The 23,290-nt window shown below is 55.8% G+C and carries 26 protein-coding genes and 3 tRNA genes; 10 read left to right on the top strand and 19 right to left on the bottom strand.

The window, feature by feature from the left end:
• Nucleotides 1–2 precede the first annotated feature (2 nt).
• From NR201_RS01900 to NR201_RS01885, 4 genes are all read right to left on the bottom strand, one after another.
• Nucleotides 3–76, bottom strand: a tRNA-Val gene (locus NR201_RS01900).
• 11 nt (nucleotides 77–87) lie between these two features.
• A tRNA-Val gene (locus NR201_RS01895) sits at nucleotides 88–164 on the bottom strand.
• 3 nt (nucleotides 165–167) lie between these two features.
• Nucleotides 168–244, bottom strand: a tRNA-Val gene (locus NR201_RS01890).
• 152 nt (nucleotides 245–396) lie between these two features.
• Complete coding sequence (locus NR201_RS01885) at nucleotides 397–1,770, bottom strand: MATE family efflux transporter (RefSeq protein ID WP_022625743.1); 1,374 nt, start codon at nucleotides 1,768–1,770, stop codon at nucleotides 397–399.
• Between the two features lie 202 nt (nucleotides 1,771–1,972).
• Here NR201_RS01885 and NR201_RS01880 point away from each other — a divergent pair, with 202 nt between their 5' ends.
• Nucleotides 1,973–2,632: a riboflavin synthase gene (locus tag NR201_RS01880; protein WP_052271704.1), complete on the top strand. Its 660-nt coding sequence runs from the start codon at nucleotides 1,973–1,975 to the stop codon at nucleotides 2,630–2,632.
• Between the two features lie 335 nt (nucleotides 2,633–2,967).
• Here the strand turns inward: NR201_RS01880 and cfa are convergent, their stop codons facing one another.
• Both cfa and punC read right to left on the bottom strand, forming a co-directional pair.
• Nucleotides 2,968–4,116 (bottom strand): cyclopropane fatty acyl phospholipid synthase, encoded by a 1,149-nt coding sequence (gene cfa / locus NR201_RS01875; RefSeq protein ID WP_182504769.1) that lies wholly within the window; start codon nucleotides 4,114–4,116, stop codon nucleotides 2,968–2,970.
• 310 nt (nucleotides 4,117–4,426) lie between these two features.
• A complete protein-coding gene (punC, locus tag NR201_RS01870) occupies nucleotides 4,427–5,629 on the bottom strand; it encodes a purine nucleoside transporter PunC (RefSeq protein WP_033771637.1) in 1,203 nt (400 codons plus the stop codon).
• 107 nt (nucleotides 5,630–5,736) lie between these two features.
• Between punC and punR the strand changes: the two genes are divergently transcribed.
• The gene (punR, locus tag NR201_RS01865) at nucleotides 5,737–6,642 is read left to right on the top strand and encodes a DNA-binding transcriptional activator PunR (protein WP_033771638.1); all 906 of its coding nucleotides are present in this window, start codon (nucleotides 5,737–5,739) and stop codon (nucleotides 6,640–6,642) included.
• Here the strand turns inward: punR and purR are convergent.
• Nucleotides 6,639–7,664: an HTH-type transcriptional repressor PurR gene (gene purR, locus NR201_RS01860; RefSeq protein WP_010245595.1), complete on the bottom strand. Its 1,026-nt coding sequence runs from the start codon at nucleotides 7,662–7,664 to the stop codon at nucleotides 6,639–6,641. The two genes, punR and purR, sit on opposite strands and share 4 nt — an antisense overlap.
• Before the next feature lie 281 nt (nucleotides 7,665–7,945).
• Here purR and NR201_RS01855 point away from each other — a divergent pair, with 281 nt between their 5' ends.
• Nucleotides 7,946–8,035 carry a YnhF family membrane protein gene (locus tag NR201_RS01855; protein WP_010245592.1) on the top strand — a complete coding sequence of 30 codons (90 nt, stop codon included), beginning with the start codon at nucleotides 7,946–7,948 and terminating at the stop codon, nucleotides 8,033–8,035.
• Nucleotides 8,036–8,080: 45 nt separating this feature from the next.
• Here NR201_RS01855 and NR201_RS01850 read toward each other — a convergent pair whose 3' ends face one another.
• Nucleotides 8,081–8,878, bottom strand: coding sequence for a C40 family peptidase (locus tag NR201_RS01850; RefSeq protein ID WP_010245589.1), 798 nt, complete (start codon nucleotides 8,876–8,878; stop codon nucleotides 8,081–8,083).
• 365 nt (nucleotides 8,879–9,243) lie between these two features.
• On the opposite strand from NR201_RS01850, the gene NR201_RS01845 reads away from it, so the two are divergent.
• On the top strand, nucleotides 9,244–9,579 hold the full coding sequence (locus NR201_RS01845; protein ID WP_170933470.1) for a Grx4 family monothiol glutaredoxin: 336 nt from the start codon (nucleotides 9,244–9,246) through the stop codon (nucleotides 9,577–9,579).
• Nucleotides 9,580–9,622: 43 nt separating this feature from the next.
• Here the strand turns inward: NR201_RS01845 and rnt are convergent, their stop codons facing one another.
• The 4 genes from rnt to NR201_RS01825 form a co-directional block, all read right to left on the bottom strand.
• Nucleotides 9,623–10,291, bottom strand: coding sequence for a ribonuclease T (gene rnt / locus NR201_RS01840; protein ID WP_256849313.1), 669 nt, complete (start codon nucleotides 10,289–10,291; stop codon nucleotides 9,623–9,625).
• 120 nt (nucleotides 10,292–10,411) lie between these two features.
• Nucleotides 10,412–10,819, bottom strand: a complete 408-nt coding sequence (gene gloA / locus NR201_RS01835) for a lactoylglutathione lyase (protein ID WP_010245580.1) — start codon at nucleotides 10,817–10,819, stop codon at nucleotides 10,412–10,414.
• A 116-nt stretch (nucleotides 10,820–10,935) separates the two neighbouring features.
• Nucleotides 10,936–12,033, bottom strand: a complete 1,098-nt coding sequence (locus tag NR201_RS01830; protein WP_010245578.1) for an alkene reductase — start codon at nucleotides 12,031–12,033, stop codon at nucleotides 10,936–10,938.
• A 50-nt stretch (nucleotides 12,034–12,083) separates the two neighbouring features.
• On the bottom strand, nucleotides 12,084–12,680 hold the full coding sequence (locus NR201_RS01825) for a TetR/AcrR family transcriptional regulator (RefSeq protein WP_256849312.1): 597 nt from the start codon (nucleotides 12,678–12,680) through the stop codon (nucleotides 12,084–12,086).
• A gap of 174 nt (nucleotides 12,681–12,854) precedes the next feature.
• Here NR201_RS01825 and NR201_RS01820 point away from each other — a divergent pair, with 174 nt between their 5' ends.
• The 4 genes from NR201_RS01820 to NR201_RS01805 all read left to right on the top strand — a co-directional run bounded on the left by NR201_RS01820 (nucleotide 12,855) and on the right by NR201_RS01805 (nucleotide 15,260).
• Entirely contained in the window at nucleotides 12,855–13,094 is a 240-nt protein-coding gene (locus tag NR201_RS01820; protein WP_010245573.1) for a DUF1289 domain-containing protein, read from the top strand.
• A 68-nt stretch (nucleotides 13,095–13,162) separates the two neighbouring features.
• A complete protein-coding gene (locus NR201_RS01815) occupies nucleotides 13,163–14,059 on the top strand; it encodes an aldo/keto reductase family oxidoreductase (protein WP_256849311.1) in 897 nt (298 codons plus the stop codon).
• Between the two features lie 84 nt (nucleotides 14,060–14,143).
• A complete protein-coding gene (sodC, locus tag NR201_RS01810; protein WP_256849310.1) occupies nucleotides 14,144–14,662 on the top strand; it encodes a superoxide dismutase [Cu-Zn] SodC in 519 nt (172 codons plus the stop codon).
• 130 nt (nucleotides 14,663–14,792) lie between these two features.
• Complete coding sequence (locus NR201_RS01805) at nucleotides 14,793–15,260, top strand: hypothetical protein (RefSeq protein ID WP_010245563.1); 468 nt, start codon at nucleotides 14,793–14,795, stop codon at nucleotides 15,258–15,260.
• Here the strand turns inward: NR201_RS01805 and NR201_RS01800 are convergent, their stop codons facing one another.
• The 3 genes from NR201_RS01800 to NR201_RS01790 are packed head-to-tail and all read right to left on the bottom strand — an operon-like array spanning nucleotide 15,261 to nucleotide 18,357.
• Nucleotides 15,261–17,261, bottom strand: coding sequence for an FUSC family protein (locus NR201_RS01800; protein WP_033757500.1), 2,001 nt, complete (start codon nucleotides 17,259–17,261; stop codon nucleotides 15,261–15,263). It lies immediately after the preceding gene.
• Nucleotides 17,258–18,115, bottom strand: coding sequence for an HlyD family secretion protein (locus NR201_RS01795; protein ID WP_033771647.1), 858 nt, complete (start codon nucleotides 18,113–18,115; stop codon nucleotides 17,258–17,260). The genes NR201_RS01800 and NR201_RS01795 overlap by 4 nt, the downstream gene beginning before the upstream one ends.
• Before the next feature lie 5 nt (nucleotides 18,116–18,120).
• Nucleotides 18,121–18,357, bottom strand: coding sequence for a DUF1656 domain-containing protein (locus NR201_RS01790; protein ID WP_010245554.1), 237 nt, complete (start codon nucleotides 18,355–18,357; stop codon nucleotides 18,121–18,123).
• A gap of 150 nt (nucleotides 18,358–18,507) precedes the next feature.
• On the opposite strand from NR201_RS01790, the gene slyA reads away from it, so the two are divergent.
• Entirely contained in the window at nucleotides 18,508–18,945 is a 438-nt protein-coding gene (gene slyA / locus NR201_RS01785) for a transcriptional regulator SlyA (protein WP_010245551.1), read from the top strand.
• Nucleotides 18,946–18,985: 40 nt separating this feature from the next.
• Here slyA and slyB read toward each other — a convergent pair whose 3' ends face one another.
• Nucleotides 18,986–19,453, bottom strand: a complete 468-nt coding sequence (gene slyB, locus NR201_RS01780; protein ID WP_010245548.1) for an outer membrane lipoprotein SlyB — start codon at nucleotides 19,451–19,453, stop codon at nucleotides 18,986–18,988.
• A gap of 282 nt (nucleotides 19,454–19,735) precedes the next feature.
• On the opposite strand from slyB, the gene anmK reads away from it, so the two are divergent.
• Nucleotides 19,736–20,857, top strand: a complete 1,122-nt coding sequence (anmK, locus tag NR201_RS01775; RefSeq protein ID WP_256849370.1) for an anhydro-N-acetylmuramic acid kinase — start codon at nucleotides 19,736–19,738, stop codon at nucleotides 20,855–20,857.
• Between the two features lie 46 nt (nucleotides 20,858–20,903).
• Here anmK and NR201_RS01770 read toward each other — a convergent pair whose 3' ends face one another.
• The 3 genes from NR201_RS01770 to NR201_RS01760 all read right to left on the bottom strand — a co-directional run bounded on the left by NR201_RS01770 (nucleotide 20,904) and on the right by NR201_RS01760 (nucleotide 23,200).
• The gene (locus NR201_RS01770; RefSeq protein ID WP_010245542.1) at nucleotides 20,904–21,137 is read right to left on the bottom strand and encodes a DUF4060 family protein; all 234 of its coding nucleotides are present in this window, start codon (nucleotides 21,135–21,137) and stop codon (nucleotides 20,904–20,906) included.
• 229 nt (nucleotides 21,138–21,366) lie between these two features.
• Nucleotides 21,367–22,578: a diguanylate phosphodiesterase gene (locus tag NR201_RS01765; RefSeq protein WP_256849309.1), complete on the bottom strand. Its 1,212-nt coding sequence runs from the start codon at nucleotides 22,576–22,578 to the stop codon at nucleotides 21,367–21,369.
• Nucleotides 22,579–22,678: 100 nt separating this feature from the next.
• Nucleotides 22,679–23,200, bottom strand: coding sequence for a GNAT family N-acetyltransferase (locus tag NR201_RS01760; RefSeq protein ID WP_061901480.1), 522 nt, complete (start codon nucleotides 23,198–23,200; stop codon nucleotides 22,679–22,681).
• Nucleotides 23,201–23,290 lie beyond the last annotated feature (90 nt).

Below are 23,290 nucleotides of genomic sequence, written 5' to 3'. Positions count from 1 at the left end.
GGTGCGCTCTAATGGACTCGAACCATCGACCCCCACCATGTCAAGGTGGTGCTCTAACCAACTGAGCTAAGAGCGCATACTGAATATTGGTGCGTCCGAGTGGACTCGAACCACCGACCCCCACCATGTCAAGGTGGTGCTCTAACCAACTGAGCTACGGACGCACTTGGTGCGCTCTAATGGACTCGAACCATCGACCCCCACCATGTCAAGGTGGTGCTCTAACCAACTGAGCTAAGAGCGCAACATGCTGTCAGGGCGACAGCGGGGACGAATATTAACGGCAGCGTGTGAGGCTGGCAAGGGGAAAATAGTTTTTTCGCCATGACTGCACAGCAACTGTGCTAACCGTCGTTTTTTTCGTCATTGCGGGCCATGAATGACCCGCCTCGAACGTTATCGCGCTGCACGCGTCAGGATAATTTCCGCCGGTGATTGCTGTAACCGTCTGATGCGCCATATCATCATCACCGCAGCCGAGGTCAGGCCGATAATAAAGCCGCACCAGAAGCCCGCAGGTCCCATGCGCGGCACCACCCAGTCGGTCAGCGCCAGCAGATAACCGGCTGGCAGCCCCAGCAGCCAGTAAGCGATAAAGGTAATAAAGAAAATCGACCGCGTATCTTTATAGCCGCGCAGGATCCCGCTGCCAATCACCTGTATCGAGTCTGAGAACTGATAAATTGCCGCCAGCAGCATCAGCTGTGCCGCCAGCGTCACCACTTCAGGGTTGTCGTTATAGAGCAGGGCAATCTGATGACGAAACGTCACGGTAAAAATGGCGGTCAGCGCCGCCATGCTGATGCCAACACCCTGGGCGGTCCAGGCCGCGACCCGTGCCTGCTCGGTGGAGCCCTGGCCCAGACGATAACCGACGCGGATGGTGGTCGCGACACCCAGCGACAGCGGCAATACAAACATCAGTGAACTGAAATTCAGCGCAATCTGGTGGCCGGCCACGTTAACGATGCCCAGTGGCGAAACCAGCAGGGCTACCACGGCGAACAACGTGACCTCAAAGAAGAGTGCCAGCGCCACCGGCAATCCCAGCGTCATCAGGCGGCTCAGAATCGGACGGGAAGGGGGTGACCAGCGGCTCTCCATACGGATATCGCGCATGCTACCCATCCGGCGCACCCAGAAGCGCATGCAGATAAACATCACCCAGTAGACCGAGGCGGTCGCCACGCCGCATCCGACACCGCCCAGGGCAGGCATGCCGAAGTGGCCATAGATAAAGACATAGTTGAGCGGGATGTTGAACATCAGGCCTAAAAAGCCCAGCACCATGCCGGGTTTGGTTTTCGACAGCCCCTCGCATTGATTGCGGAGCACCTGGAAGAAGAGGTAGCCAGGCGCGCCGAACAGCAGGGCATGCAGATAGCCTTCTGCCTTCAGCGCCAGCACTGGATCGATGTCATGCATCGCCCGGATAAGATAACCGGCATGCCACAACAGCACCATAATCAGCAGGGAGACGAAAAAGGCGAGCCAGTATCCCTGGCGGATCTGTTCACCGATGCGTTCGCGGCGGCCAGAACCATTGAGTTGCGCAACGGTGGGCGTCAATGCAAGCAGAAGACCATGACCAAACAGGATGGCCGGTAGCCAGACAGAGGTGCCGACAGCAACGGCGGCCATATCCGTGGCGCTGACTGCGCCGGCCATAATGGTATCCACAAATCCCATTGCGGTTTGAGCCACCTGAGCAAGGATGACCGGAATCGCAAGGGCCAGCAATTGACGCGCTTCTGTTAAATACTTCTGCACGTTAACACCTGACTTATTGAATGAATTAAAAGGGGCAGGAAGCCCGGGGAATTTCGCGAGCTAGTGTAACTGGCGTAACAGAATTCGCCAATCTTTGTCACACAATGCGGTTTGCTCCGCTATAAAGCGGCGGTGCGGGCTGAAATCTAACAGCCGACCTGAGCTGTGATAAACTAGCGTAAACTTCGCAGAGGCAAAGACTATGTTTACCGGTATTGTGCAGGGCACCGCAGAAATCGTGTCCATTGAAGAGAAAGAACTGTTTCGTACCCATACTGTCCGCCTGCCGCAAGAGCTCTTACCGGGTCTGGCGCTGGGCGCATCCGTAGCCCATAACGGTTGCTGTTTAACCGTAACGGCAATTGAAGGCGACCGCGTCAGTTTTGATTTAATTAAAGAGACATTGCGGGTGACTAACCTTGGCGATTTACGTCAGGGCGATGTGGTCAATATTGAGCGTGCAGCGAAATTCAGCGATGAAATAGGCGGACACCTGATGTCTGGTCATATTATGACCACCGCTGAAATCTGCAAGATCATCCAGTCAGAACATAACCGCGAGGTCTGGTTTAAAATCCAGGATGCGGCGCAGATGAAATATATTCTGCATAAAGGGTTTGTCGGCATCGACGGTATCAGCCTGACGGTAGGCGATGTGACTAAGACTAAGTTCTGCGTCTATCTGATCCCGGAAACGCTGGAGCGTACTACGCTGGGGGCGAAGACCTTTGGCGATCGGGTGAATATTGAAATCGATCCGCACACGCAGGCAATCGTGGAGACCGTTGAGCGGGTATTAGCACAGCGCGATGCCGCGGCGGCGATGAGCATGCTGACCGGCCAGTCAACGACAGAGAGTTAATAAAAGGCGCGTAAGCACCGCAGACAGCCCAATCGGTTTTACTCTGTCAGCACTATAAAAGCGCAGGGCGCCGGGTCAGAAGAGGAAAGCGTCCCGCCGCCCGGATAAAAACGCCGGGAGCGTTTTTGAACAGCGCAAAGCGTTGACCCAGCAACGGGCGCACCTCAGGATGAGGTGCGTAATCGCGTGGGCCGGGCGTGTCAGGGATGACAGGGTTTGCGACTTTCCGATCTGACCCTGTTCCTGGCGCAACACTCCCTGTTAAAGCAAAACAGTCCCTTTTTTTCAAGTGTTCAGCCGGGGCAGCGCCTTGTTAATTGCCCGCTTTTTAACCCCTACCGCGCCACCCGTAATCCCCCCTCAACGCCGCGACTGAACACGATCTGCCACAGCTGAATATCACGCGCCCGGAAGGCACCGGCACAGGCATTCAGATAATAGGAGAACATACGCTTAAAGCGTTCGCCATATTTATCGGCCAGCTCCGGCCAGGCCTGCAAAAAGCGTTCATGCCAGGCCATCAGTGTTTTGTCGTAATCTGCGCCGAAATTGTGCCAGTCTTCCAGAATAAAATGGGGCTCGCTGGCATCGGCCACATGGCGCACCGAAGGCAGGCAGCCGTTGGGGAAGATATATTTATCGATCCAGGGATCGACACTCATATCAGTTTTGATTGCGCCGATGGTGTGAAGCAGGAAAATACCGTCAGGCTTTAAATTACGATCGACCACGTCAAAATAGGTCGCATAATTTTTCGGTCCGACATGTTCAAACATACCCACCGACACAATACGATCAAACTGCTCATTCAGATCGCGATAATCCTGCAACAGAATCGTGACGTCTAATCCGCTGCAGCGCTGCTGCGCCAGTTTCTGTTGTTCGGCGGAAATCGTCACGCCATGCACTTTAACGCCATAATAACGTGCGGCAAATTCCGCGAGTCCGCCCCAGCCACAGCCGATATCCAGCAGTGACATTCCAGGTTCCAGCGCTAATTTACGGCAGATCATATCCAGCTTGGCTTCCTGCGCCATCGCCAGTGTCGTCGCCTCTTTCCAGTAGCCACAGGAGTATTGCATATAGGGATCGAGCATCAGTGAAAAGAGGTCGTTGCCCAGGTCGTAATGCTCTTTACCGACAATCCACGCCCGTTTTTTTGACTGCAGATTGGTTAAGCGTGCGGCGGCAATGCGCAGCGTATCTTTGAAGTGATGAGGCAGCTGCTGATCGAGTTTATGTTTAAGTACCTGGTGGAAGAAAATATCCAGCCGGTCACACTCCCACCATCCATCCATATAGCTCTCACCGAGCCCAAGAGAGCCCTCCTGCAGAACACGTTTAAAAAAACCAGGATGATTAATATGAATATCCCAGGGACGTGAACCATTAATTTCGATATCCGCTTTTTCCAGCAGTTCATGAACGATGCGATACCAATGGTTTTCTTCGAGGCTCACTTCTTCTGCATAAGATGAACTCATAGATTTTCCACCACCTGTCCAATCTGAACCTGAACAAAGAGTAGCCAATTTATTCAGGCAATGAGAAACGATGCGGATGGCTCCGCAAACCGGTTATCTGTGTGATACAGAGGACTGGAACAGCCTGCAGCAGGTCGGGTAAGGTGAGAATAACGCGCGCGAATACCGTCCCGGCAGCAGGGTGCCAATCAGATTATTACGTTATTATATTGTTGATTTATTACAGATTTGTTGACCCGGATGAGTATATGCTCACGCGGGTCAATATTCAATAACTTATTGTTAGGGCGCTAACTAAAAAGTCAGTGTGTCACTGATTATCCTGGCAGGCAGTTTGCGCAGAGGCAACAACAGTTTGTGCGCTTGCGGCACGCTGCATGGCGTAACCCAACAGCGCCAGCACAATTGTCACCGTCATCATCAGTGTGGTGGTAAATAGCGGCTGAGTTAAGCCGGCCGACACTGCCAGGCTGGCAGCGAAACAGAGTCCTAACTGCAGTGTATTCTGCAACGCGGCGGCTTTACCGGTAGCGGTTGGGAAGGGCATCAGCGCACTGGACACCACAATCGGATAGATCGCGCCGTTAGCCAGCGCCATACCGCAGAACGGTACCATCAGACTCACCAGCGTGCTGCTGCCAGCAAGCGCAACAGCAAACAGCGCCAGAATGCTCAGGCTGTAGACGGCCAGCAGCCAGGGCAGCAACTGTGCGCCGTTAAAGCGGTTGAGCAGGGTGCGACAGCCGAAGCCACCAATTAAAAAGGCGAGCGTCTGGGGCACATAACTCAGACCGATATCGGCGGGCGACAGACCCAGATCCGCCAGAATAAAGGGCGATCCGGTCAGCCAGGCAAAGAAGCTGGCTGAGCAGGCGGAGTAGATCAGCACGTTGCCGCTGTAGACCCGTGATTTAAGCAGCGTGAAAAAGCCGGGCTGCGCACCTTTTTCTCCCGCGGCCTTGCGCACGGTGGGCAGACGCAGCGTGGTCAGAATCAACGCCACCGCAATCAGGGTCAGCACCAGGAAAATCGAACGCCAGTGGAAGTGGCCGATCAGCCAGGCACCCAGTAGCGGAGCCAGCGCCGGAGAGAGCGCAACCAGCGGCATAATGGTGGCAAAGACTTTGTTAGCGCGCGCTGCAGGGTAGCGATCCACCACCAGCGCCTGCCAGCTTACGGCAGCGGCACAGACGCCAATCGCCTGGACAAAACGCAGCGCCAGCATCAGATAGATATCATTCACCCACAGCATGCCTGCGCAGCCAGCGCCAAACATGGCCAGTCCGGACAGCAGCACCGGTTTACGACCGATGCGATCGGAAAGCGGTCCCCAGAAGAGCTGACCCACGGCGAAGCCGCCCAGGAAGAGACTCATACTGGCGCTGATCAGACCGGGTGAAGTGTTAAAGGTTTGCTGCATCGCACCAAAGGCGGGCAGGTACATATCAGTGGCTAAAAAGCCCAGCATGCTCAGCAGGGCAAGGTAGGGCATAAACCCTTTATTCGACAGCATCTGATTCTCATTTTTGCAGGATAAACGCGGCAGAGTGTAAAAGGTGCGTTTGCTGCTGTGAAACGGTAATATTTGCCGATTGCTGTTAAAATTTTTGAAGGCAGATTATGTGGTCAGAATATGCATTAGAGGTGGTTGACGCTGTCGCCCGTGGGGGGAGCTTCAGCGCCGCCGCGCAGGAGTTACATCGGGTGCCCTCTGCCATCAGCTATACGGTGCGTCAGCTGGAGAACTGGCTGGCGGTACCGCTGTTTGAACGGCAGCATCGCGAAGTGGTTCTGACCCCGGCGGGTGAGCATTTTGTCCGGGAAGGACGCAGCGTCATCAAAAAAATGCTTGCCACCCGGCGACAGTGTCAGCAGCTGGCTAACGGCTGGCGCGGCCAGCTAAGCATTGCCGTTGACCGTATCGCTAAACCTCAGCGCACCCGACAACTGGTCAAAGATTTCTATCGCCACTTTCCCGATATGGAGCTGATCATCAGCTATGAAGTCTTTAACGGCGTCTGGGATGCGCTGGCCGATGGCCGGGTGGAAGTGGCGATTGGTGCCACGCAGGCGATACCGGTGGGCGGACGTTTTGCTTTTCGGGATATGGGCACACTTAACTGGCGCTGCGTGGTTGCGCCCGACCATCCTCTGACGCAGGCGAGCCAGATAGATGATGACACGCTGCGGAGCTGGCCATCCCTGGTGCTGGAAGATACTTCACGGGCACTGCCGCGTCGTATGACATGGACGCTGGATAACCAGCGCCGGCTGGTGGTGCCGGAGTGGCAAACCGGGCTGGATTGCGTGCAGGCGGGATTGTGTGTGGCGATGGTGCCGGGTCATCTGGCCAGGCCACTGCTCGACAGCGGCGAGCTGGTTGAACTGACGCTGCCGGTGGCGTTTCCGGACAGCCCATGCTGCGTCAGCTGGGCAGAGGATCGCGCATCACCGGCGACAGGCTGGTTGCTCAGCTATCTGGGTGATGCGCAAACGCTTAATCAGGAGTGGTTAAGCGAGCATTAACGGCGATAGTCGCGGAACGGGCCATCGGCCACGGAACGGCGCTCAATCAGCGTGGGATGGACCTCAATCGTTTGTGACACTTCGCGTTTACTGGTAATGCGGTCCAGCAGCATTTCCAGCGCTTTCTCACCCAGCTGGGCTTTAGGCTGATGCACTGTGGTCAGGGCCGGTGCAAAATAGCGGGCGTTGCGCACATTGTCATAGCCGATCACCGAAATATCCTGGGGGACGCGTAAACCCATCTCGTCGGCGGCGCAAATCGCGCCCATCGCCATGATGTCACCGCCACAGAACACCGCCGTCGGACGCTGCTTCTGCGACAGGATCTGCTGCATCGCCTGATAGCCCGACTCCGGCTCAAAGTCACCCTGCACAATCCACTCGGCGCGTGGCTGAATACCCGCTTCTTCCATCGCCTTCAGGAAACCGGCATGACGTCCGCCACCGGTGTTACGCTCCATCTGGCCGGGGATTGCACCAATATCCCGGTGTCCGCGTTCAATCAGATAGCGTCCCGCCAGATAGCCGCCCTGGAAAGCATTATCCAGTACCGTGTCGGTGAAGTCAGCGCGCGACTCGCCCCAGTCCATCACCACCATCGGGATATTGCGGTTCTCTTCCAGCATCTGCAGCAGATCGTCCGGATATTCAGAACACATCACCAGCAGCCCATCGACGCGTTTCTGCGCCATCATGCTGAGATAGGCGCGCTGTTTTTGCAGATCGTTATGCGCATTACCCAGAATCAGCGTATAGCCTTTGTCAAAGCAGTGATTTTCAACCGCTTCGATAATTTCAGCGAAATAGGGCGCTTCGCTGGAGGTGGCAAGCAGGCCCAGCGTTTTGGTGTGGTTCACTTTCAGGCTGCGCGCCACGGCGCTCGGCGAGTAGTGCAGTTCTTTAATCGCCTGCCAGACCGCGTTGCGCGTCTCTTCAGCCACAAAGCGGGTTTTATTGATGACGTGCGAAACGGTGGTCGTTGAGACGCCAGCGCGTTTCGCCACATCTTTAATTGTTGCCATGAAAATCGGACTCCAGTGCTTATCTAACTCTATGATAAGCGTAGTGTTAAACGTTTGCGTCTGCTCAGGGTTTTTTTCGCAAAAATGCAGCTTTTAAGGCCAGTCAACAGGCCGCTGGCGGCGTAAAAACGCCTGAAAACGTGCGCAAACGGAATCAGGGTTGCGCGCGTTGCGCAACAAAGGCGGGATTCTAACAAGGCTGAACGGATAAAACGAGATTTTTACCGGGCCCTGTGGGAAAATGCGATACCCCTACTGATTGTGTGACTAAGGAGCAAGCAATGAGTACCGATCTTAAACTGGCTTTAATGACCACCGCGGGCTGTCTGCTGATGATTGTGGCCTTTAGTTTTACCGCTATTCTGCACTAAAAAAAAGCCGGGATTATCCCGGCTCTCTTCTGGTTGTTCTGCTGCTCAGCGTATGGTTTTTGGCGTCATCACCCGACGGGCACCAATATAGTGACGCTGCCAGTAATCTTCTCCTAACGCGCTGATCTGAATATCTTTGCCGGTGCGTGGCGACTGGATAAACTTTCCATCACCCAGGTAAACGCCGACATGGTCCGCAGTACCGCGTCCATTGATACGGAAGAAGACCAGATCGCCTTTCTCCAGCGACTCACGCTTGATCGGTGCGGCATCACGCAGGTGGTACATCTCGTTAGCGGTACGTGGGATCTTAAACTTCACCAGATCTTTATAGGCGTACCAGACCAGGCCGCTGCAATCGAAACCGGTATGGGGAGAGGTGCCGCCCCACTGATAGGGTTTACCCAACTGACCCATCAGCTTGGTCATCGCGGTTTCGCGGGCCTTCTGGTAGCGCTGACGGTGAGATTTGCTCATCTTAATCGTGCCGGTCTCGCTGGTGGTGACCTCTGCGGTTTTCAGCAGGCGTTGATGACCATAACGTTTTTTCTCTTTGTTCTTACTGAGACGGGCGGTTTTTAGCGAGGTCTTCTTAGCAGGCGTCTGTTTAGCGGTGAGTTCGACTTTTTTCAGTTTTTTTGTTTTTAGTTTTTGAACCGGGCTGAGGCGAGTCTTTTTCGTCACCGTTTTGACCGGGCGACGCTTGCGACGCTCATCGTCGCGCGCACTCTTTTTCTCTGCTTTATGCGTACTGACGTTCACCGGCGCGTGAGGCGACGCAGCGGCGATGTTGAAAAACAGTTGCGCAAAGGCCAGCATGAAAAACGTAATGATTAAACGCATAGTCCGTTGATTAGTTAAGTTGTCAGGGCCACTACGCACCGCGACAAAGTTGAGATTAATCTGATCCAGGATCAGCGCCCAGGCCATTCTAGTCCAGTTCTTTTAAAAACTGTAATGCCTTTTAATATTAATCTTTGCAACCCACGCAATTGCGCTGAAAATGAACATTTTCAGCGTCTTATATCAACGAAATTATTACGAATTATTAATCTGTTACCTGCTGTTAATAATCAGGAATTCAGGTGTCCCGGAGCAGGACTTAACAATGATGGCGATTTAATCGGGCAGCGATCAAAATCTCGTTTTCAGTCACGCTGCGAAGTCGCTACAATAAACAAACACGATGTGACGAATTAAGGAAGGCAATTATGAGTACTGTAGAAAAAATTCAGCGCCAGATCGCAGAAAACCCGATCCTGCTGTACATGAAAGGTTCCCCGAAACTGCCAAGCTGCGGTTTCTCTGCACAGGCGGTGCAGGCGCTGTCAGCCTGCGGTGAGCGTTTTGCTTACGTGGATATTCTGCAGAACCCGGACATTCGTGCCGAGATGCCGAAATTCGCTAACTGGCCAACTTTCCCGCAGCTGTGGGTTGATGGCGAGCTGGTCGGTGGATGCGACATCATCGTTGAGATGTTACAACGTGGTGAACTGCAGACGCTGATCAAAGAGACTGCAGAAAAATTTAAAGAAGCAGAATAAAAAAAGGCCGACATCACGTCGGCCTTTTTCATTGCGGCATCCCTTATGCGGATGTCGTGGCTTCTGCATCGCCTTCCGCGAAGGGCAGCGGCCAGCCGCCTAACCGTTTCCAGCGGTTCACCAGCTCGCAGAACAGCGTTGCCGTCTGCTGAGTGTCATAGAGCGCCGAATGCGCCTGCGTGCTGTCAAACTCCATTCCCGCCGCAATACAGGCCTTCGCCAGCACCGTCTGACCCAAAACCAGCCCGCTCAGGGCCGCGGTGTCAAAGGTGGCAAACGGGTGAAACGGGTTGCGCTTCAGGCTGGCTCGTTCCGCCGCCGCTGACATAAAGTTCAGGTCGAAAGTGGCATTGTGCGCCACCATAATGGCGCGATTGCAGCCGCTGTCTTTAATGCCCTTGCGCACCATTTTGAAAATGGCGTGCAGCGCCTCATATTCACTGACCGCGCCGCGCAGCGGATTGCTGGGATCGATGCCGGTAAAGGCCAGGGCTTCGGGATGCAGCAGCGATCCCACAAAAGGTTCGACGTTGAAATGCAGCGTCTGGTCAATCTGAATCCATCCCTCTTCATCCATCTTCAGCGTGATAGCGGCAATCTCCAGTAACGCATCGGTTTGCGCATTGAAACCCGCGGTTTCAACGTCGATCACCACCGGATAGAAGCCACGGAAACGTTGATTGAGTGCATTAGGGGAATTCGAATCAGACATCAGGATCTCGTTGCAGAAAAAGGGCAGCGCGTATTATGGCAAAAAACGGGGCCGGGTGCAGCAGATGAAGCGCAGAGAAGGGGATTCAGCCCACCTGATCGGGCGGGCTGACAGGCAGGTTTAGTTGCCGAGGCCGTTACCGGCATCTTTGTTTTCGATCAGCTCGATTTTGTAACCATCGGGATCTTCAACAAAGGCAATAATGGTGGAGCCGCCTTTAACCGGGCCAGCTTCACGCGTCACGTTGCCGCCATCTTTGCGGATACGTTCGCAGGCCGCTGCTGCGTCATCAACGCCCAGCGCAATATGACCATAGGCATCACCGAGGTCATACTTATCGACGCCCCAGTTGTAGGTCAGTTCGATCACCGCACCTTCGCTCTCGTCGGTGTAGCCCACAAATGCCAGGGTATATTTGTATTCGGTGTTTTCGCTCTGACGCAACACGCGCATGCCCAGCACACGGGTGTAGAAATCGATTGAACGTTGCAGATCGCCAACGCGCAGCATGGTATGAAGTAAACGCATAACATCCTCTTTTAAATAAAACGCCATCGCCCGATGACTCAGGCGCTAAGTATAGCGATGAAAATCGCTATTGAATAATGGCTGCCGTCATCATCCCGGACGGCAGCCCGAACCGGTTACAGCGTTGGGTAGTCGATATAACCTTCCGCGCCGCCGCCGTAGAAGCTTTCCGGACGCTGTGGATTGAGTGGGGCGTCCTGCTGCAGACGCTCAACCAGATCCGGGTTAGCAATGTAATCGCGACCAAACGCAACCGCATCGATCAGACCGCGACCAATCAGGTCATCCGCTTTCTCAACGGTATAGGCACCGGCACCAATGATGGCACCCGGGAAGAGATCACGCACTTTCTGACGGAAAGCGTCGGTATAAGGCTGACCGCCGGCCCAGTCTGGCTCAGAGAGGTGCAGATAGGCGATATTGCGTTTTGCCAGCTCGCCGATATACCACAGCGCCGCTTCCTCTTCATCCGGGCCGTTGTCCAGATTCTGGAAGCTGCCGATAGGTGAGACGCGAATACCAATGCGATCGGCTGACCAGTTAGCGATCACCGCATCAACCACTTCCAGCGCAAAGCGGCCGCGTTTTTCGATGCTGCCGCCATATTCATCAGTACGCTGGTTTGAGCCTGGTGCCAGGAACTGGTGCATCAGGTAACCGTGCGCCGAGTGCAGCTCAAGCAGGTCAAAGTCCGCTTCACGCGCGTTGGCCGCAGCCTGGCCAAAATCTGCCACAATCTGCTTAATCTCTGGCACTGTCAGCTCACGCGGCGTTGAGGTATCTTCGCGATAGACGCTGCCATCTTCAGCACGCAGTGAGGTACGGGTGCCAGCGGCAATCGCCGATGGCGCAACCGGTGCTTTGCCTTCTGGCTGTACGCTGTTATGTGAGATACGACCGGTGTGCCATAACTGTACTGCGGTGTGACCGCCAGCCTGATGCACGCCTTCGTTAATCGCTTTCCACGCTGCAATCTGTGGCTGAGTATGTAAGCCTGGCGCACCGGCATAGCCTTTCGCCTGGAAAGAGATCTGGGTCGCTTCGGTGATGATCAAACCGGCGCTGGCGCGCTGGCGATAATATTCAGCCATCATCGGGGTAGGGATGTCGCCTGGCTCAATGCTGCGCAGACGGGTCAGCGGTGCCATAAATACGCGGTTTGGGACGGTAATTGCACCGACTTTTAGCGGACGAAACAGCTGGGTACTCGCCATAATAGCTCCTGATTAGTAGACCAGTCGTCTACAAACATGTTTTTTAAAAATCAGCGGCGTTCAAGCCACTGTTCGATGGTACTCAATGCCAGACGCAGTGGCTGCGCCTCGCGGGAAATTTTGCTCTGCAGACTGGCACCCAGCCACAGCAGCGACAGCAATTCCGCCATCTGAGCGGGGGGCTGCGGCAGGCTCAGCGACTCCTGCTGCTCTGCGGCAATCAGGGTCCGGGCGTAGAGTGCCGTGATCTTTCCGGCACCCTGCTGCAATGCATCACGCATCGGCTCTGAGAGATCGCACACCTCCGCGGAGACTTTGACGCCCAGACAGCCTACGATGTGGCCCTGCTGAACAAACAGATCAACGGCAGCACGAAAGTGGTTAAGCAGACGCTCACGCGGCGTGCCTTCGGTCTGGTTAAGCTGCAACGCCACATCCTGCAGGAAACGCGCAAAATAGCGCTCCAGTAACGCCACGCCAAACGCCTCTTTAGAACGGAAGTAGTAGTAGAAGGAGCCTTTCGGCACCGCCGCCTGCGTCAGCAGTTCGCTGAGGCCCATTCCGGTAAAGCCGCGTTGCAGACAGAGTTGCTCACCTGTCTGGAGCAGGTGTTCGCGGGTTTCTTTGCGTTGTAGCGTCTTATTCATAGCAGTGAGATTAGTAGACCAGTCGGTCTAATGCAACGCAACCCTCTCTATTTGGCACAGAGTGTTCACTCCTGAGTCAAAGAACAGGATAATTCTGACCGGGTGTGGCTTACTTCCTGCGCAACCAGGCTACGCTTTTTACTGGACTGTTTATTCTGTGAATCCGGAGGCGTGGTGGCCGAGCAGCTTGAGTTTTTCCCGGTTCCCAGCCCCTGTCGCGGCATCTGCCAGACTGATGCGCGCGGCTACTGCCTGGGATGTTTACGTAGCCGCGATGAGCGGTTCAACTGGCTGCGCTTCAGCGATGCGCAAAAGCGTGAGGTCATTCGTCTTTGTCAGCAGCGGCGTCAGCGTCTGCAACGGCAACAGAAAGGTGAGGAGCCACACGCGCCACAACAGCCGGAGTTATTCTGACGACTTTGCGCTTTCCGTTATACTCTCTGACACGCTAATTTCAGCCAACGCGCAACAGGGAGAACGTCATGTTAGAACCGCAAGCCATCGCCTCACACGGGCCCGATTTTTCACCGCTGGTCATGGGGTACTGGCGTCTGATGGAGTGGGGGATGTCGCCACAGGAGCGGGTCGCCTTTATTGAGCACCACGTGAGGCTCGGCATCACTACCGTTGACCATGCGGACATCTACGGTGACTACCAGTGTGAGGCGGCGTTTGGCGAGGCACTGAAACTGGCACCCGGTTTGCGCGACCAGCTACAGATTGTCACCAAGTGCGGCATCGCCACCCGCGCCCAGCCTGAGCATCAGATAGGCCACTACATTACCGACAAACGTCATATCCTGCAGAGTGCTGAAAACTCACTGCGCCATATCCATACCGACCGTCTCGACCTGCTGCTGATCCATCGTCCCGATCCGCTGATGGAGGCTGACGAGGTGGCCGAAGCCTTTATGGCGCTGCATCACAGCGGCAAGGTTCTGCATTTTGGCGTCTCTAACTTCACACCATCACAGTTTTCCCTGCTGCAATCCCGTCTGCCGTTCTCGCTGGTGACAAATCAGCTGGAGATCTCACCGGTGCAGCAAAGTGTGCTGCTGGATGGCTCGCTGGATCAGTGTCAGCAGCTGCGTATTCGTCCGATGGCCTGGTCCTGTCTGGGTGGCGGTCGCCTGTTTAACGATCCCCATTTCCAGCCGCTGCGTAACGAACTGGAAGCCGTGCGGCAGGAAACCGGTGCCACCAGCCTTGAGCAGGTGGTCTATGCCTGGATACTGATGCTGCCATCGCGCCCGCTGCCAATCATCGGCTCAGGTAAAACGGCGCGGGTCAGCGAAGCCGCCGGAGCACTGAACTTATCCCTGTCGCGTCAGCAGTGGTTCCGTATTCGCAAGGCGGCGCTGGGATTTGATGTGCCCTGAAGCGTAAAACTGCGTCAATCTCCGGCAAAATAGTGCAACAGCGACCAGACTTATCTCAAACCCTGGTATGCAAATGGAGTCACCATGAAAATGAAAGTAGTTGCCCTATTCGCACTGATCGCCTGCGGCTCAGCACTGGCTGCCAGCGAGCAGGTTACGATCCATCAGGTTACCGCTGAAGGGATTGGGAAATCGCTGGGCACCGTTAAGATTGACGAGACACAGTATGGTCTGCAGTTCACGCCGGATCTGCAGGGCCTTCAGCCGGGCATTCATGGTTTCCATGTTCATGCTAAAGGCAGCTGTGAACCGGGCGAGTCTGAAGGCAAAGTGGTCGCCGCCGGTGCGGCGGGTGGTCACCTTGATCCGGCCAACAGCGGCAAACATCTGGGGCCTTATGCAGAGGGGCACCTGGGCGACCTGCCCGCGGTCTATGTCGATGACAAAGGCAGCGCCACTTATCCGGTGCTGGCGCCGCGTCTGAAATCGTTAAAAGAGATCAAAGGCAAAGCGCTGATGGTGCACGTCGGCGGTGACAATCATGCTGACCATCCTAAACCGCTGGGCGGTGGCGGGGCACGCTACGCCTGCGGTGTAATCTGAGTTTCCGGGCGGCAGGCGATGGCCGCCCGCTTTTCTCCTGCCTGTTTATGAATTGTTGTACCATCCCTGACATTTCCCCCCTATGATATTGATTCAGGTAAGAAAGCGTGATGGGGAAAGGAGCAGGAAAATGAAATTCAAGGGCGCATTACTGCTGTGTCTGCTGCTGGTGGGATGCGATAAACCCAATGATACGCAACTGGTCACCGAAACCGGACGCGAACTGCAGCGCACCATCGATACCAACCCAATGCGTATCACCTGTGAAAAGATCGCGAAGGGTCGTGAATGGCTGAGCCGCAACATGGTGCGTAAGCTGGAAGCGCAGGGTTGCGATCAGGTCTTTCGCAGCGCCACCGAAACCAATTTCACGGATAGCACTATTTATCGCCGTACCATGACTATGGTGTGCGGTGGCATTCATGGTCAGAGTTTTACCGGTACCGAACTGACACGCCGGTTTATCTTCTCACCCGATGAGAAAGTGCTGGTGATTGAACCGATGACCGAAATGGATAAAACCCGCTTCGAAGGCCATAAAACGCTGCAACAGCTGCAGGATGATTTTAACCGGCAACAGCAGCAATATTGCCAGTGATCACTCCGGCACCGCCTGCTTCAGCTGTGCCAGTGAACAGCGTAACCGCCAGATAATCCCCGCCAGCTCGCTGGCCTCATTGCTTTCCAGTGCCAGTAACGCGGTGATGGTCTCCTCCAGTTCCGTCAGCATCCGATCCAGCGAGCTGTGGCGCACGCCGCGGCTGCTGATAATCTGCTGTAAGTCTTGCAGGCAGTGATCGCGAAACCCCATCAGTGCGGCTGAACCGGCGCGCCATTCACGCAGCTGCCAGACGATATGCGAGCAGTTGAGCAGCACCACGCCCCAGCGCAGTAGCCAGACGCGTGCCTGCTCGTCCCGGCTGTGACTGAGCTGGCTGATGCGGTGGTAAATCTGCGATTCGAAGCGGCTCTCGCTGAGCCGGGGCCGCTGCCGCAGCTGATCGAGAAACGCCAGCCGCAGCGCCCGGATATGCCGTCGGCTGCGCCGCGCATCGGAGCTGGGTCGCAGAATCTGGAACGCCAGCCAGGCGAGCAGCACCCCGCAGACTTTGGCGATGTTATCGTTAAAGAAGTCCTGATAATCCCATGTGGGCGGATTAGTCACCGCGATAAACGAACCCATAAAGACGATGAACTGTCCCCACATCCCGGCGCGCTGCTTCTGCTGCAGCTTAAAGAGTTGCAGCGTCACCAGCAGCGGGAACAGAAACAGTAAAAACTGCCACAGCTGACTGATCTGCACCATCAGCCCAAACTTCATCACAAAACTAAACGCAAACAGCCACAGCAGGGTCTTCAGCAGCAGCGTGACGCTGCCGCCAGGTGAAGGTGATGAAGCGTAGAGCACACAGGCAATGGCGGTTAAGGTGAGCGCGGCGGCACCGGAAGACCATTGCGTATTGATCCAGAAGGCGCAGCCCAGCACGATAACGCAGAAGGTACGCAGGGCGCTCCAGCCCGCCTCGGCGCTGTCACTGTCGCGCGCCAGCGCCGGAACCGGCGGTGGCTGAAAGCGGGTGTCGGCATCGGCGCGATCCAGCAGGCGGATCCAGCGCAGCACGTTGAGGTACATCCAGCAGAAGTAGCGCAGCCGCTGACAAAAAGCGCGCTGCCGGTAGTCGCCATCCGCTGCCGGGGTCACGCTGCGCAGGATTTGCGCCAGACGATATTTATCACACGCCGGTTTCGCCAGCTCCGCCAGCAGTTGTTGCAGCGCGTCAAACAGCGCCTCTGGCGCGTCGGGCCAGTTCAGCAGCATGCGTCGCAGGCTGGAGAGCACGCTGGTGAGTCGCAGCTGCTGGTGCAGCACATAGTTCAGCACGTTGTTCTGTCGGCGAAAGCGGTAGTGGCTCCAGAACGCCTGAATCCGCAGCAGATTCATGGTCAGGATCTGGCTGATGACATTTTCATGCGCGGTCCGGATGGTCTCGCTGGCTGAGGGCTGCAGCAGTAATACCGCATGTTCCAGCAGCCTGGCATGCATCTGTTTCAGTGAGGTAATCAGCGTCTCACCATCGGAGGTACTCGGCAGTACCATCATCATTAATCCGGCGCAGAGAATGCCGGAGATCACCTCGCAAACCCGTGCCTGAGCGATGGTCCATAGCGAGGTGATATCGGTGATGTTAACGCTGCTAAAGGCGATGATGGCGGCGGTGTAGCCCGCCAGCGAAAAGGCGTAGGCAACATTATTCTGGTAGTGGTTCGCTATGCCGGTACAGAGCGCCAGCCAGCCGGCAATGGCAAAGGTAAACAGCCACGGCTCATTAAGCGTATGTCCGGCGATCAGCAGCGCAGCGCTGGCCCCCATCAGACTGCCAACGATGCGCCCCAGACTTTTACTGATCGCGCCGCCGACGGTGGGAAAGCTAATCACGGCAGCAGAGGTCATTGCCCAGTACGGCTCATCCAGATCCAGTGCGTAGGCGATGCTCAGCGCCAGGCACATCGCAATAGCGTTGCGCAACGCATAGCGCCACTGGCCGGCGTTCGCCTTAATCCAGGGCAGTTGATCCCAGGCCAGCCACTGAAAATTCATGGCTGGATGGTGATGGTGCAGCTGGTTCCCGCCACCAGGTCTGCATCGGCAGGAAGCGGGTCGAGACGAATACGCACCGGCACCCGCTGCGCCAGCCGCACCCAGGGCACGTTGGGTTTGATATCGGGCACCAGGCCGCTGTCGGTCTCAATGCTCTGGTCATAGATGGCGCGGCCAATGCTATCCACCTGACCCTGCAGCCGCATACCATTGCTGTAGAGCACCACCTGGGCCGCTGCGCCTGGGTGAATATGGCGCAGTTTGGTCTCTTCGAAGTAGCCCATTACGTAGTAAGAGTGGCTGTCGACCAGAGCAAACAGAGGCGAACCCGCGGTGGCATAGTTGCCGGGACGCAGCGTCAGATTGGTGATCCAGCCATCCGCCGGTGCGGTCAGCGTCGTCTGCTGCAGATTCCAGCGCGCTCGTTCCCACTCCGCCTGTGCCGCTTTGGTGCTGGCGGCCGCCGCGCCGGCGCTTAATCGCGCGGCATCAAGGTCCTCTGCGGAGATGATGTTGCGCGGCAGGCTGCTGCGACGGTTAAATTCATGCTGCGCTTTCGCGAGATCCGCCTGCGCTTTGCTGAGCTGGGCGGCGGCATTGTCGAGCGCGATCTGCCACGGCACCGGGTCCAGCGTTAACAGCTGCTGGCCCTGATGCACAAACTGATTGTCTTTGACCTTCAGTTGCGTAATTCGTCCCGACACCTGAGGCGTGATATCTACCAGCTCTGCCCGTACTTTCCCGTCACGGGTCCAGGGCGACTGCATGTAGTAGTTCCAGAGCCAGCCAGCGGCCAGCAGCGCCAGGGCAAACACGATCAGCGTGGAGAAGTATTTTACCGCGTTAAATTTCATATCGATTATCCGTGACCGATGAGCCAGAGTGCGGCGGTAACGCACAGCACAAACAGGGAGAGATCAAACAGGGTGGGATGCCAGACATCGCCGGAGTAGATCCAGCCACGCACCAGAGGGTGGATCAGCAGCCAGAAAAAGAAGCCGAGGATCACCGCTTTGAATATCGGCGGGAAAAACAGTGAGGCGCCCACCACCAGATCGGTCAGCGGATTCGCACCTGAAAAAGCAGGAGTAAGCACGTGATAACATCCTTCGTTAACCCAAACAGCAGAGTGAAAGCGCTGCCACGTTATGGTGGCCTGGTCCGGGATTTGTAATTTGTCCTGTAAACTCGCAGAATAGTGTAAAATCTGGCTTGATAGCTAGCAAGCTAATTATAAGGAGATGAAATGGATACGCCCCTCGGAACGGATTTATCTCGCCTGGTGCGCATCTGGCGCGCGTTGATTGATCAGCGGCTGAAGCCGCTTGAGCTGACTCAGACTCACTGGGTGACGTTGCACAATATTCATCAACTGCCGCCCGAACAGTCCCAGATTCAGTTAGCCAAGGCGATTGGTATTGAACAGCCTTCGCTGGTGCGCACGCTGGATCAGCTGGAAGAGAAAGGATTAATCACCCGTTCGACCTGCGCCAACGATCGTCGTGCCAAGCGCATTAAGCTGACGCAGCAGGCCGAGCCGATAATCGAACAGGTTGAGAGTGTGATTGATGAGACGCGGGATGACATTTTGTCCGGCATCAGTCGGGAAGAGATCAGTCAGATGGTGACGCTGATCGCCCGGCTTGAGAAAAACATTCTCGAACTTCAGCATAAAGAGAAATAAAAAAACCGACGCCCAGGCGTCGGTTTTTTGTTTAGCTTCATTAGCGAGGTGAAACCGTCACCTGGCTGCCGTTGGATGCCATCACAACGCGCTGGCCAACAGAGTAACGCGTGGCGGCCTGTTTCTGAACCACCATGATGGTGTTGCCATCATCCTTACGGATTTCCAGCTCAACGCCATCGGTTTTATTGACTGCGCCCTGTACGCCCTGGCCTGCTACGCCACCCAGAACCGCACCACCGGCTGTCGCCAGGCTACGTCCGCTGCCGCCACCAATGGTGTTACCCAGGAAGCCACCCAGCACCGCACCACCGATAGCACCGATGACATTGCTCTCATCGCCGCCCTGGATTTTCACCGGACGTACTGAGACTAAGGTACCGTACGAAACGCTCTGCACCTGCTTAGCTTCACTGGCACTGTAGGTATCACCCGACAGCGTACTGGTATTGCTACAACCTGCCAGCATCACACCGGCCAGAGCGACCACAATTACACGCTTGATCATTTGAAACTCCTTTAGTCGAGAAGGTGCCACGTTTACCGCTGTATCCTGCTCACAGTATAAGACACAAACCTGGCAAATTAATCCCTGTCCGAATAAAACACGGCTGGACGAAGCATAGACTATGCAGGATCAACAATAATTCAATCGTGGACTAAAAATAGTCCCATTACGTTATCAGTCAGCACGATTGGATAAAAAGAATTTAATCATAGAATTAGCGATCATTATTTGTCAGGCTAACCGCAGATGAATCGCACTTCCCGCCGGAAGTAAGGAATGGCTATGAAATCAGGACGCTATATTGGGGTAATGTCAGGCACCAGCCTGGATGGAGTGGATGTGGTGCTGGCTGCCATTGATGAAAATATGGTGGCGCAGCAGGCGAGCTACTGCCATCCGATGCCACCAGAACTGCGTCAGGCGATTCTGGCGATATGTCAGGGACAGTCCCTGACGCTGTCGCAGCTCGGCCAGCTTGATACCCGCCTCGGCCAGCTGTTTGCTGAAGCGGTAGTGACATTAATGAAGCGCGAATCGCTTGAAGCCAGCGATATCACGGCGATTGGCTGTCATGGTCAGACCGTCTGGCATGAGCCACAGAGTGACGCACCCAATACGCTGCAGATTGGCGATCATAATCAGATCGTGGTGGCCACCGGCGTCACCGTGGTAGGAGATTTCCGCCGCCGTGACATGGCGCTGGGCGGGCAGGGCGCGCCGCTGGTGCCTGCCTTTCATCAGGCGCTGCTGATGGATGCTTCTGAACGCCGCATGGTGCTGAATATTGGCGGCATCGCCAATCTCTCGCTGCTGATCCCGGGTCAGCCGGTACGCGGCTTCGATACCGGCCCCGGCAATATGCTACTGGACGCCTGGATCTGGCGTAATCAGGCTCAGCCGTATGACAAAGATGCGCAGTGGGCGCGCAGCGGGTCGGTGATTCCGGCACTGCTGGAGGCGCTGCTACGTGAGCCCTGGTTTGCATTGCCGCCGCCGAAAAGCACCGGGCGCGAACATTTCAACCTCAGCTGGCTGGAGCAGCATCTGCGCTATTTCCCGGGTCTGGCTGCGCAGGATGTGCAGGCTACGCTGGTCGAGCTGACCGCCATCACCATCACGCAGCAGGTGTTACTCAATGATGGCTGCGACCGTCTGCTGGTATGTGGCGGCGGCGGCCGCAATCCGCTGCTGATGGCACGACTGGCAGCCCATCTTCCGGGAACGGAAGTAACGACTACCGATGCGGCGGGTGTCAGTGGTGACGATATGGAAGCGCTGGCGTTTGCCTGGCTGGCTTTCCGCACGCTCTCCGGCCTGCCGGGCAATCTGCCTGCGGTGACGGGCGCACGGGAAAAAAGCGTGATTGGCGCAATTTTTCCGGCGAATTCACTCTATCGACGCTAAGCAGTGAGTCGGGGGCAATCTGCCCCCGCAGGATGACAGGCGGCCGTCAGGCGGCGCCGGAGAGATGCGTCAGGTTGCGAACGCCAGTAATCACCGAGGCAACCATGGTTTCACGTCGGGTAATCACCTCAACCTGATAAAACCGGCTGCGGTAGGCGATGGAATAGATAACGGGATGGTACTTATTACCTTCTCCGTAGCGGGAGTAGTGCGCTTCAAGCGCACGGGTCGCTGCGAGAATATGGGAGGGTTCTTTATCACCGCGGATGATTTGCTTCATTCAGTTCCTCAAATGCTGTCCCTGGAGTCACGTCGCACGCATGGCGCGTAGCGCTGGCCTAAACACTGAACATCTGACTGCTAAACATTTAATCACTGACTGGGTAATGACTGACTCTGCCGCGGGAAGATGACAGAAAGATGATCCCCCGGGGCTGTTAATTATTTAGCAGCCGCCGGGTGATCCAGCAAGGCAGGAAATCGCAAATTCATCCAAATCGCAGAGGCGGTCAGATCAGCTCCGGCCAGGCCACGGCCGCAACGCCATTGAGTACAGGTTTTGAGAACAGAAAGCCCTGAAACTGGGTCACGCCTGCCGCTTCAAGCCACATCCACTCTTCCGGCTGTTCAATGCCCTCGGCGATAACACCGATCTCCAGCGAGGAGCAGCATTTCAGAATGGCATGAATGATCGCCTGCTTCGGCCCACTTTTATGCACATCAGCGATGATGGTTCGGTCGATTTTAATCTTGTCGGGCTGAATGCGCGTCAGCAGCGACAGACCGGCAAAACCGGCACCGAAATCATCCAGCGCCAGGCTGATGCCGGCCGCCTTCAGCTGCCTGATGGCGGCTTCAAAGGCCTCAGGCTGCGAGATAATTTCATTCTCGGTGAATTCAACCATGATCTGCTCTGGCACCAGTCCCTGCGCAGCAATCTCATCCAGCAAAAACGGGACGGCGTCGGGCACTTCCACCAGCGTCATCGGCAGCAGATTGATCGACAGGGTCATGCCCTCAATCCCCAGCTGCTTCGCCTGCGCGAAGGCGATCTTTTTCGACCTCAGATCGAGCTGATAGAGCTGCTCACGCGACAGTCGGGCAAAATAGTCGAGCGGCGGTTCACCCTGCGGGCCGCGCAGCAGCGCTTCCAGCGAGACGATTTCGCAGGCGAAGGGGTCAACGATCGGCTGAAAAGCAAAGCTGACCTCATCCGCAGCCACCAGCGATGCGTTGCCTTCACGCTGTTCTGACTCGTCACAGATAAACGTCCAGCCGCTGGCGGCCGGGATCTCAAAATAGTTCTCTTTTTCCCGCGCTTCGACAAAGGTGCGCAGGAACTGCAGTGCGCGATCGGCATAGGTCAGCTGATACTTTGTGGTGCACTTTGCCAGCACCGCCTCCAGTACCGTCTCTTTATCATGCAGCCGCAGATCGAACAGCTCCATACCGACGTGGCCAAAACGGCGTGCCGGGGCGTAATCGCGCAGCAGTTCGACCAGATTATGGTGGCGTGGATCCTGGCAAATCCGGCTGTAAACTGCATTGACCGCCGCCTCCGGACCTTCCAGCAGCTGGAAAAAATGCGTGCCATTGAATAATAAAATTCCGGTGACGCTTGAGGATTTATTGATTTTATTTGCTTTCCGCGCCAAACCCTTCAGGATCTCAAGCGGCACATGTTCAGTAATGTGGCTGCGATAGATGATTGTCGACAACATAAAGGTTTCCGGAATTTTTTATTTTTTGTTATGGCACCTTACCAGAAGCTTCTTCCGGGGAAAACGAGGGCCAGTACGTCTTTCTCACTCTGAGTCTGTTTTAATCAACCGGCAGCGTGGTATTGCCCGTTCCCAGAGAGCGCTGCATAAAAACGGTATCCAGCCAGCGACCCTGTTTAAAACCTACCGAGCGCAGGATACCTGTCATCTCAAAGCCTGCGGCGCGATGTACGGCAATCGAGCCCTGGTTCTCGCTGTCGCCGACGTTGGCGATCAACTGGCGGAACCCTGCCTGCTCAGCCCAGCGGATTACATGGTTTAACAGGCGCGAACCGACTCCGCGCTTCTGAAATCCGGGATCGATATAAATTGAGTCCTCCAGCGTATGCCGGTAGGCATGGCGCGGGCGATAAGGCGTCAGATAGCAGAATCCACGTACTTCTCCGTCGCTGACAGCGATAAACCACGGCAGGCCCGCCTGCTGAATCTTCCGCATCCGCTCGCCAATCTCTGCCGCGTCGGGCGGCACTGTCTCAAATGAGCCGGTGCCGTTAAGGACATGCCAGGCGTAGATCTGCTGAATCGCCGTGATGTGGCGTTCATCTGCCTCAAAAATTTCCATTATGCGGTTTTGCCCCGAAAGTCTGCACCTGGTGGAAAAACAACGGTATAGCGGGCGATGTGAGGGCGCAATATAAATATTACGCGCTCA

Source organism: Pantoea sp. Fr-CA_6 (assembly GCF_024520895.1).
Taxonomy (GTDB): domain Bacteria; phylum Pseudomonadota; class Gammaproteobacteria; order Enterobacterales; family Enterobacteriaceae; genus Pantoea; species Pantoea agglomerans.
This window is presented reverse-complemented; position numbering and strand designations above follow the sequence as displayed.

Excerpts from the sequence above, each read along its gene's own strand:
- NR201_RS01880 (WP_052271704.1), top strand. The coding sequence starts at position 1,973 with ATGTTTACCGGTATTGTGCAGGGCACCGCAGAAATCGTGTCCATTGAA.
- cfa (WP_182504769.1), bottom strand. The coding sequence starts at position 4,116 with ATGAGTTCATCTTATGCAGAAGAAGTGAGCCTCGAAGAAAACCATTGG.
- punC (WP_033771637.1), bottom strand. The coding sequence starts at position 5,629 with ATGCTGTCGAATAAAGGGTTTATGCCCTACCTTGCCCTGCTGAGCATG.
- punR (WP_033771638.1), top strand. The coding sequence starts at position 5,737 with ATGTGGTCAGAATATGCATTAGAGGTGGTTGACGCTGTCGCCCGTGGG.
- purR (WP_010245595.1), bottom strand. The coding sequence starts at position 7,664 with ATGGCAACAATTAAAGATGTGGCGAAACGCGCTGGCGTCTCAACGACC.
- NR201_RS01855 (WP_010245592.1), top strand. The coding sequence starts at position 7,946 with ATGAGTACCGATCTTAAACTGGCTTTAATGACCACCGCGGGCTGTCTG.
- NR201_RS01850 (WP_010245589.1), bottom strand. The coding sequence starts at position 8,878 with ATGCGTTTAATCATTACGTTTTTCATGCTGGCCTTTGCGCAACTGTTT.
- rnt (WP_256849313.1), bottom strand. The coding sequence starts at position 10,291 with ATGTCTGATTCGAATTCCCCTAATGCACTCAATCAACGTTTCCGTGGC.
- gloA (WP_010245580.1), bottom strand. The coding sequence starts at position 10,819 with ATGCGTTTACTTCATACCATGCTGCGCGTTGGCGATCTGCAACGTTCA.
- NR201_RS01830 (WP_010245578.1), bottom strand. The coding sequence starts at position 12,033 with ATGGCGAGTACCCAGCTGTTTCGTCCGCTAAAAGTCGGTGCAATTACC.
- NR201_RS01825 (WP_256849312.1), bottom strand. The coding sequence starts at position 12,680 with ATGAATAAGACGCTACAACGCAAAGAAACCCGCGAACACCTGCTCCAG.
- NR201_RS01815 (WP_256849311.1), top strand. The coding sequence starts at position 13,163 with ATGTTAGAACCGCAAGCCATCGCCTCACACGGGCCCGATTTTTCACCG.
- sodC (WP_256849310.1), top strand. The coding sequence starts at position 14,144 with ATGAAAATGAAAGTAGTTGCCCTATTCGCACTGATCGCCTGCGGCTCA.
- NR201_RS01805 (WP_010245563.1), top strand. The coding sequence starts at position 14,793 with ATGAAATTCAAGGGCGCATTACTGCTGTGTCTGCTGCTGGTGGGATGC.
- NR201_RS01800 (WP_033757500.1), bottom strand. The coding sequence starts at position 17,261 with ATGAATTTTCAGTGGCTGGCCTGGGATCAACTGCCCTGGATTAAGGCG.
- NR201_RS01795 (WP_033771647.1), bottom strand. The coding sequence starts at position 18,115 with ATGAAATTTAACGCGGTAAAATACTTCTCCACGCTGATCGTGTTTGCC.
- slyA (WP_010245551.1), top strand. The coding sequence starts at position 18,508 with ATGGATACGCCCCTCGGAACGGATTTATCTCGCCTGGTGCGCATCTGG.
- slyB (WP_010245548.1), bottom strand. The coding sequence starts at position 19,453 with ATGATCAAGCGTGTAATTGTGGTCGCTCTGGCCGGTGTGATGCTGGCA.
- anmK (WP_256849370.1), top strand. The coding sequence starts at position 19,736 with ATGAAATCAGGACGCTATATTGGGGTAATGTCAGGCACCAGCCTGGAT.
- NR201_RS01770 (WP_010245542.1), bottom strand. The coding sequence starts at position 21,137 with ATGAAGCAAATCATCCGCGGTGATAAAGAACCCTCCCATATTCTCGCA.
- NR201_RS01765 (WP_256849309.1), bottom strand. The coding sequence starts at position 22,578 with ATGTTGTCGACAATCATCTATCGCAGCCACATTACTGAACATGTGCCG.
- NR201_RS01760 (WP_061901480.1), bottom strand. The coding sequence starts at position 23,200 with ATGGAAATTTTTGAGGCAGATGAACGCCACATCACGGCGATTCAGCAG.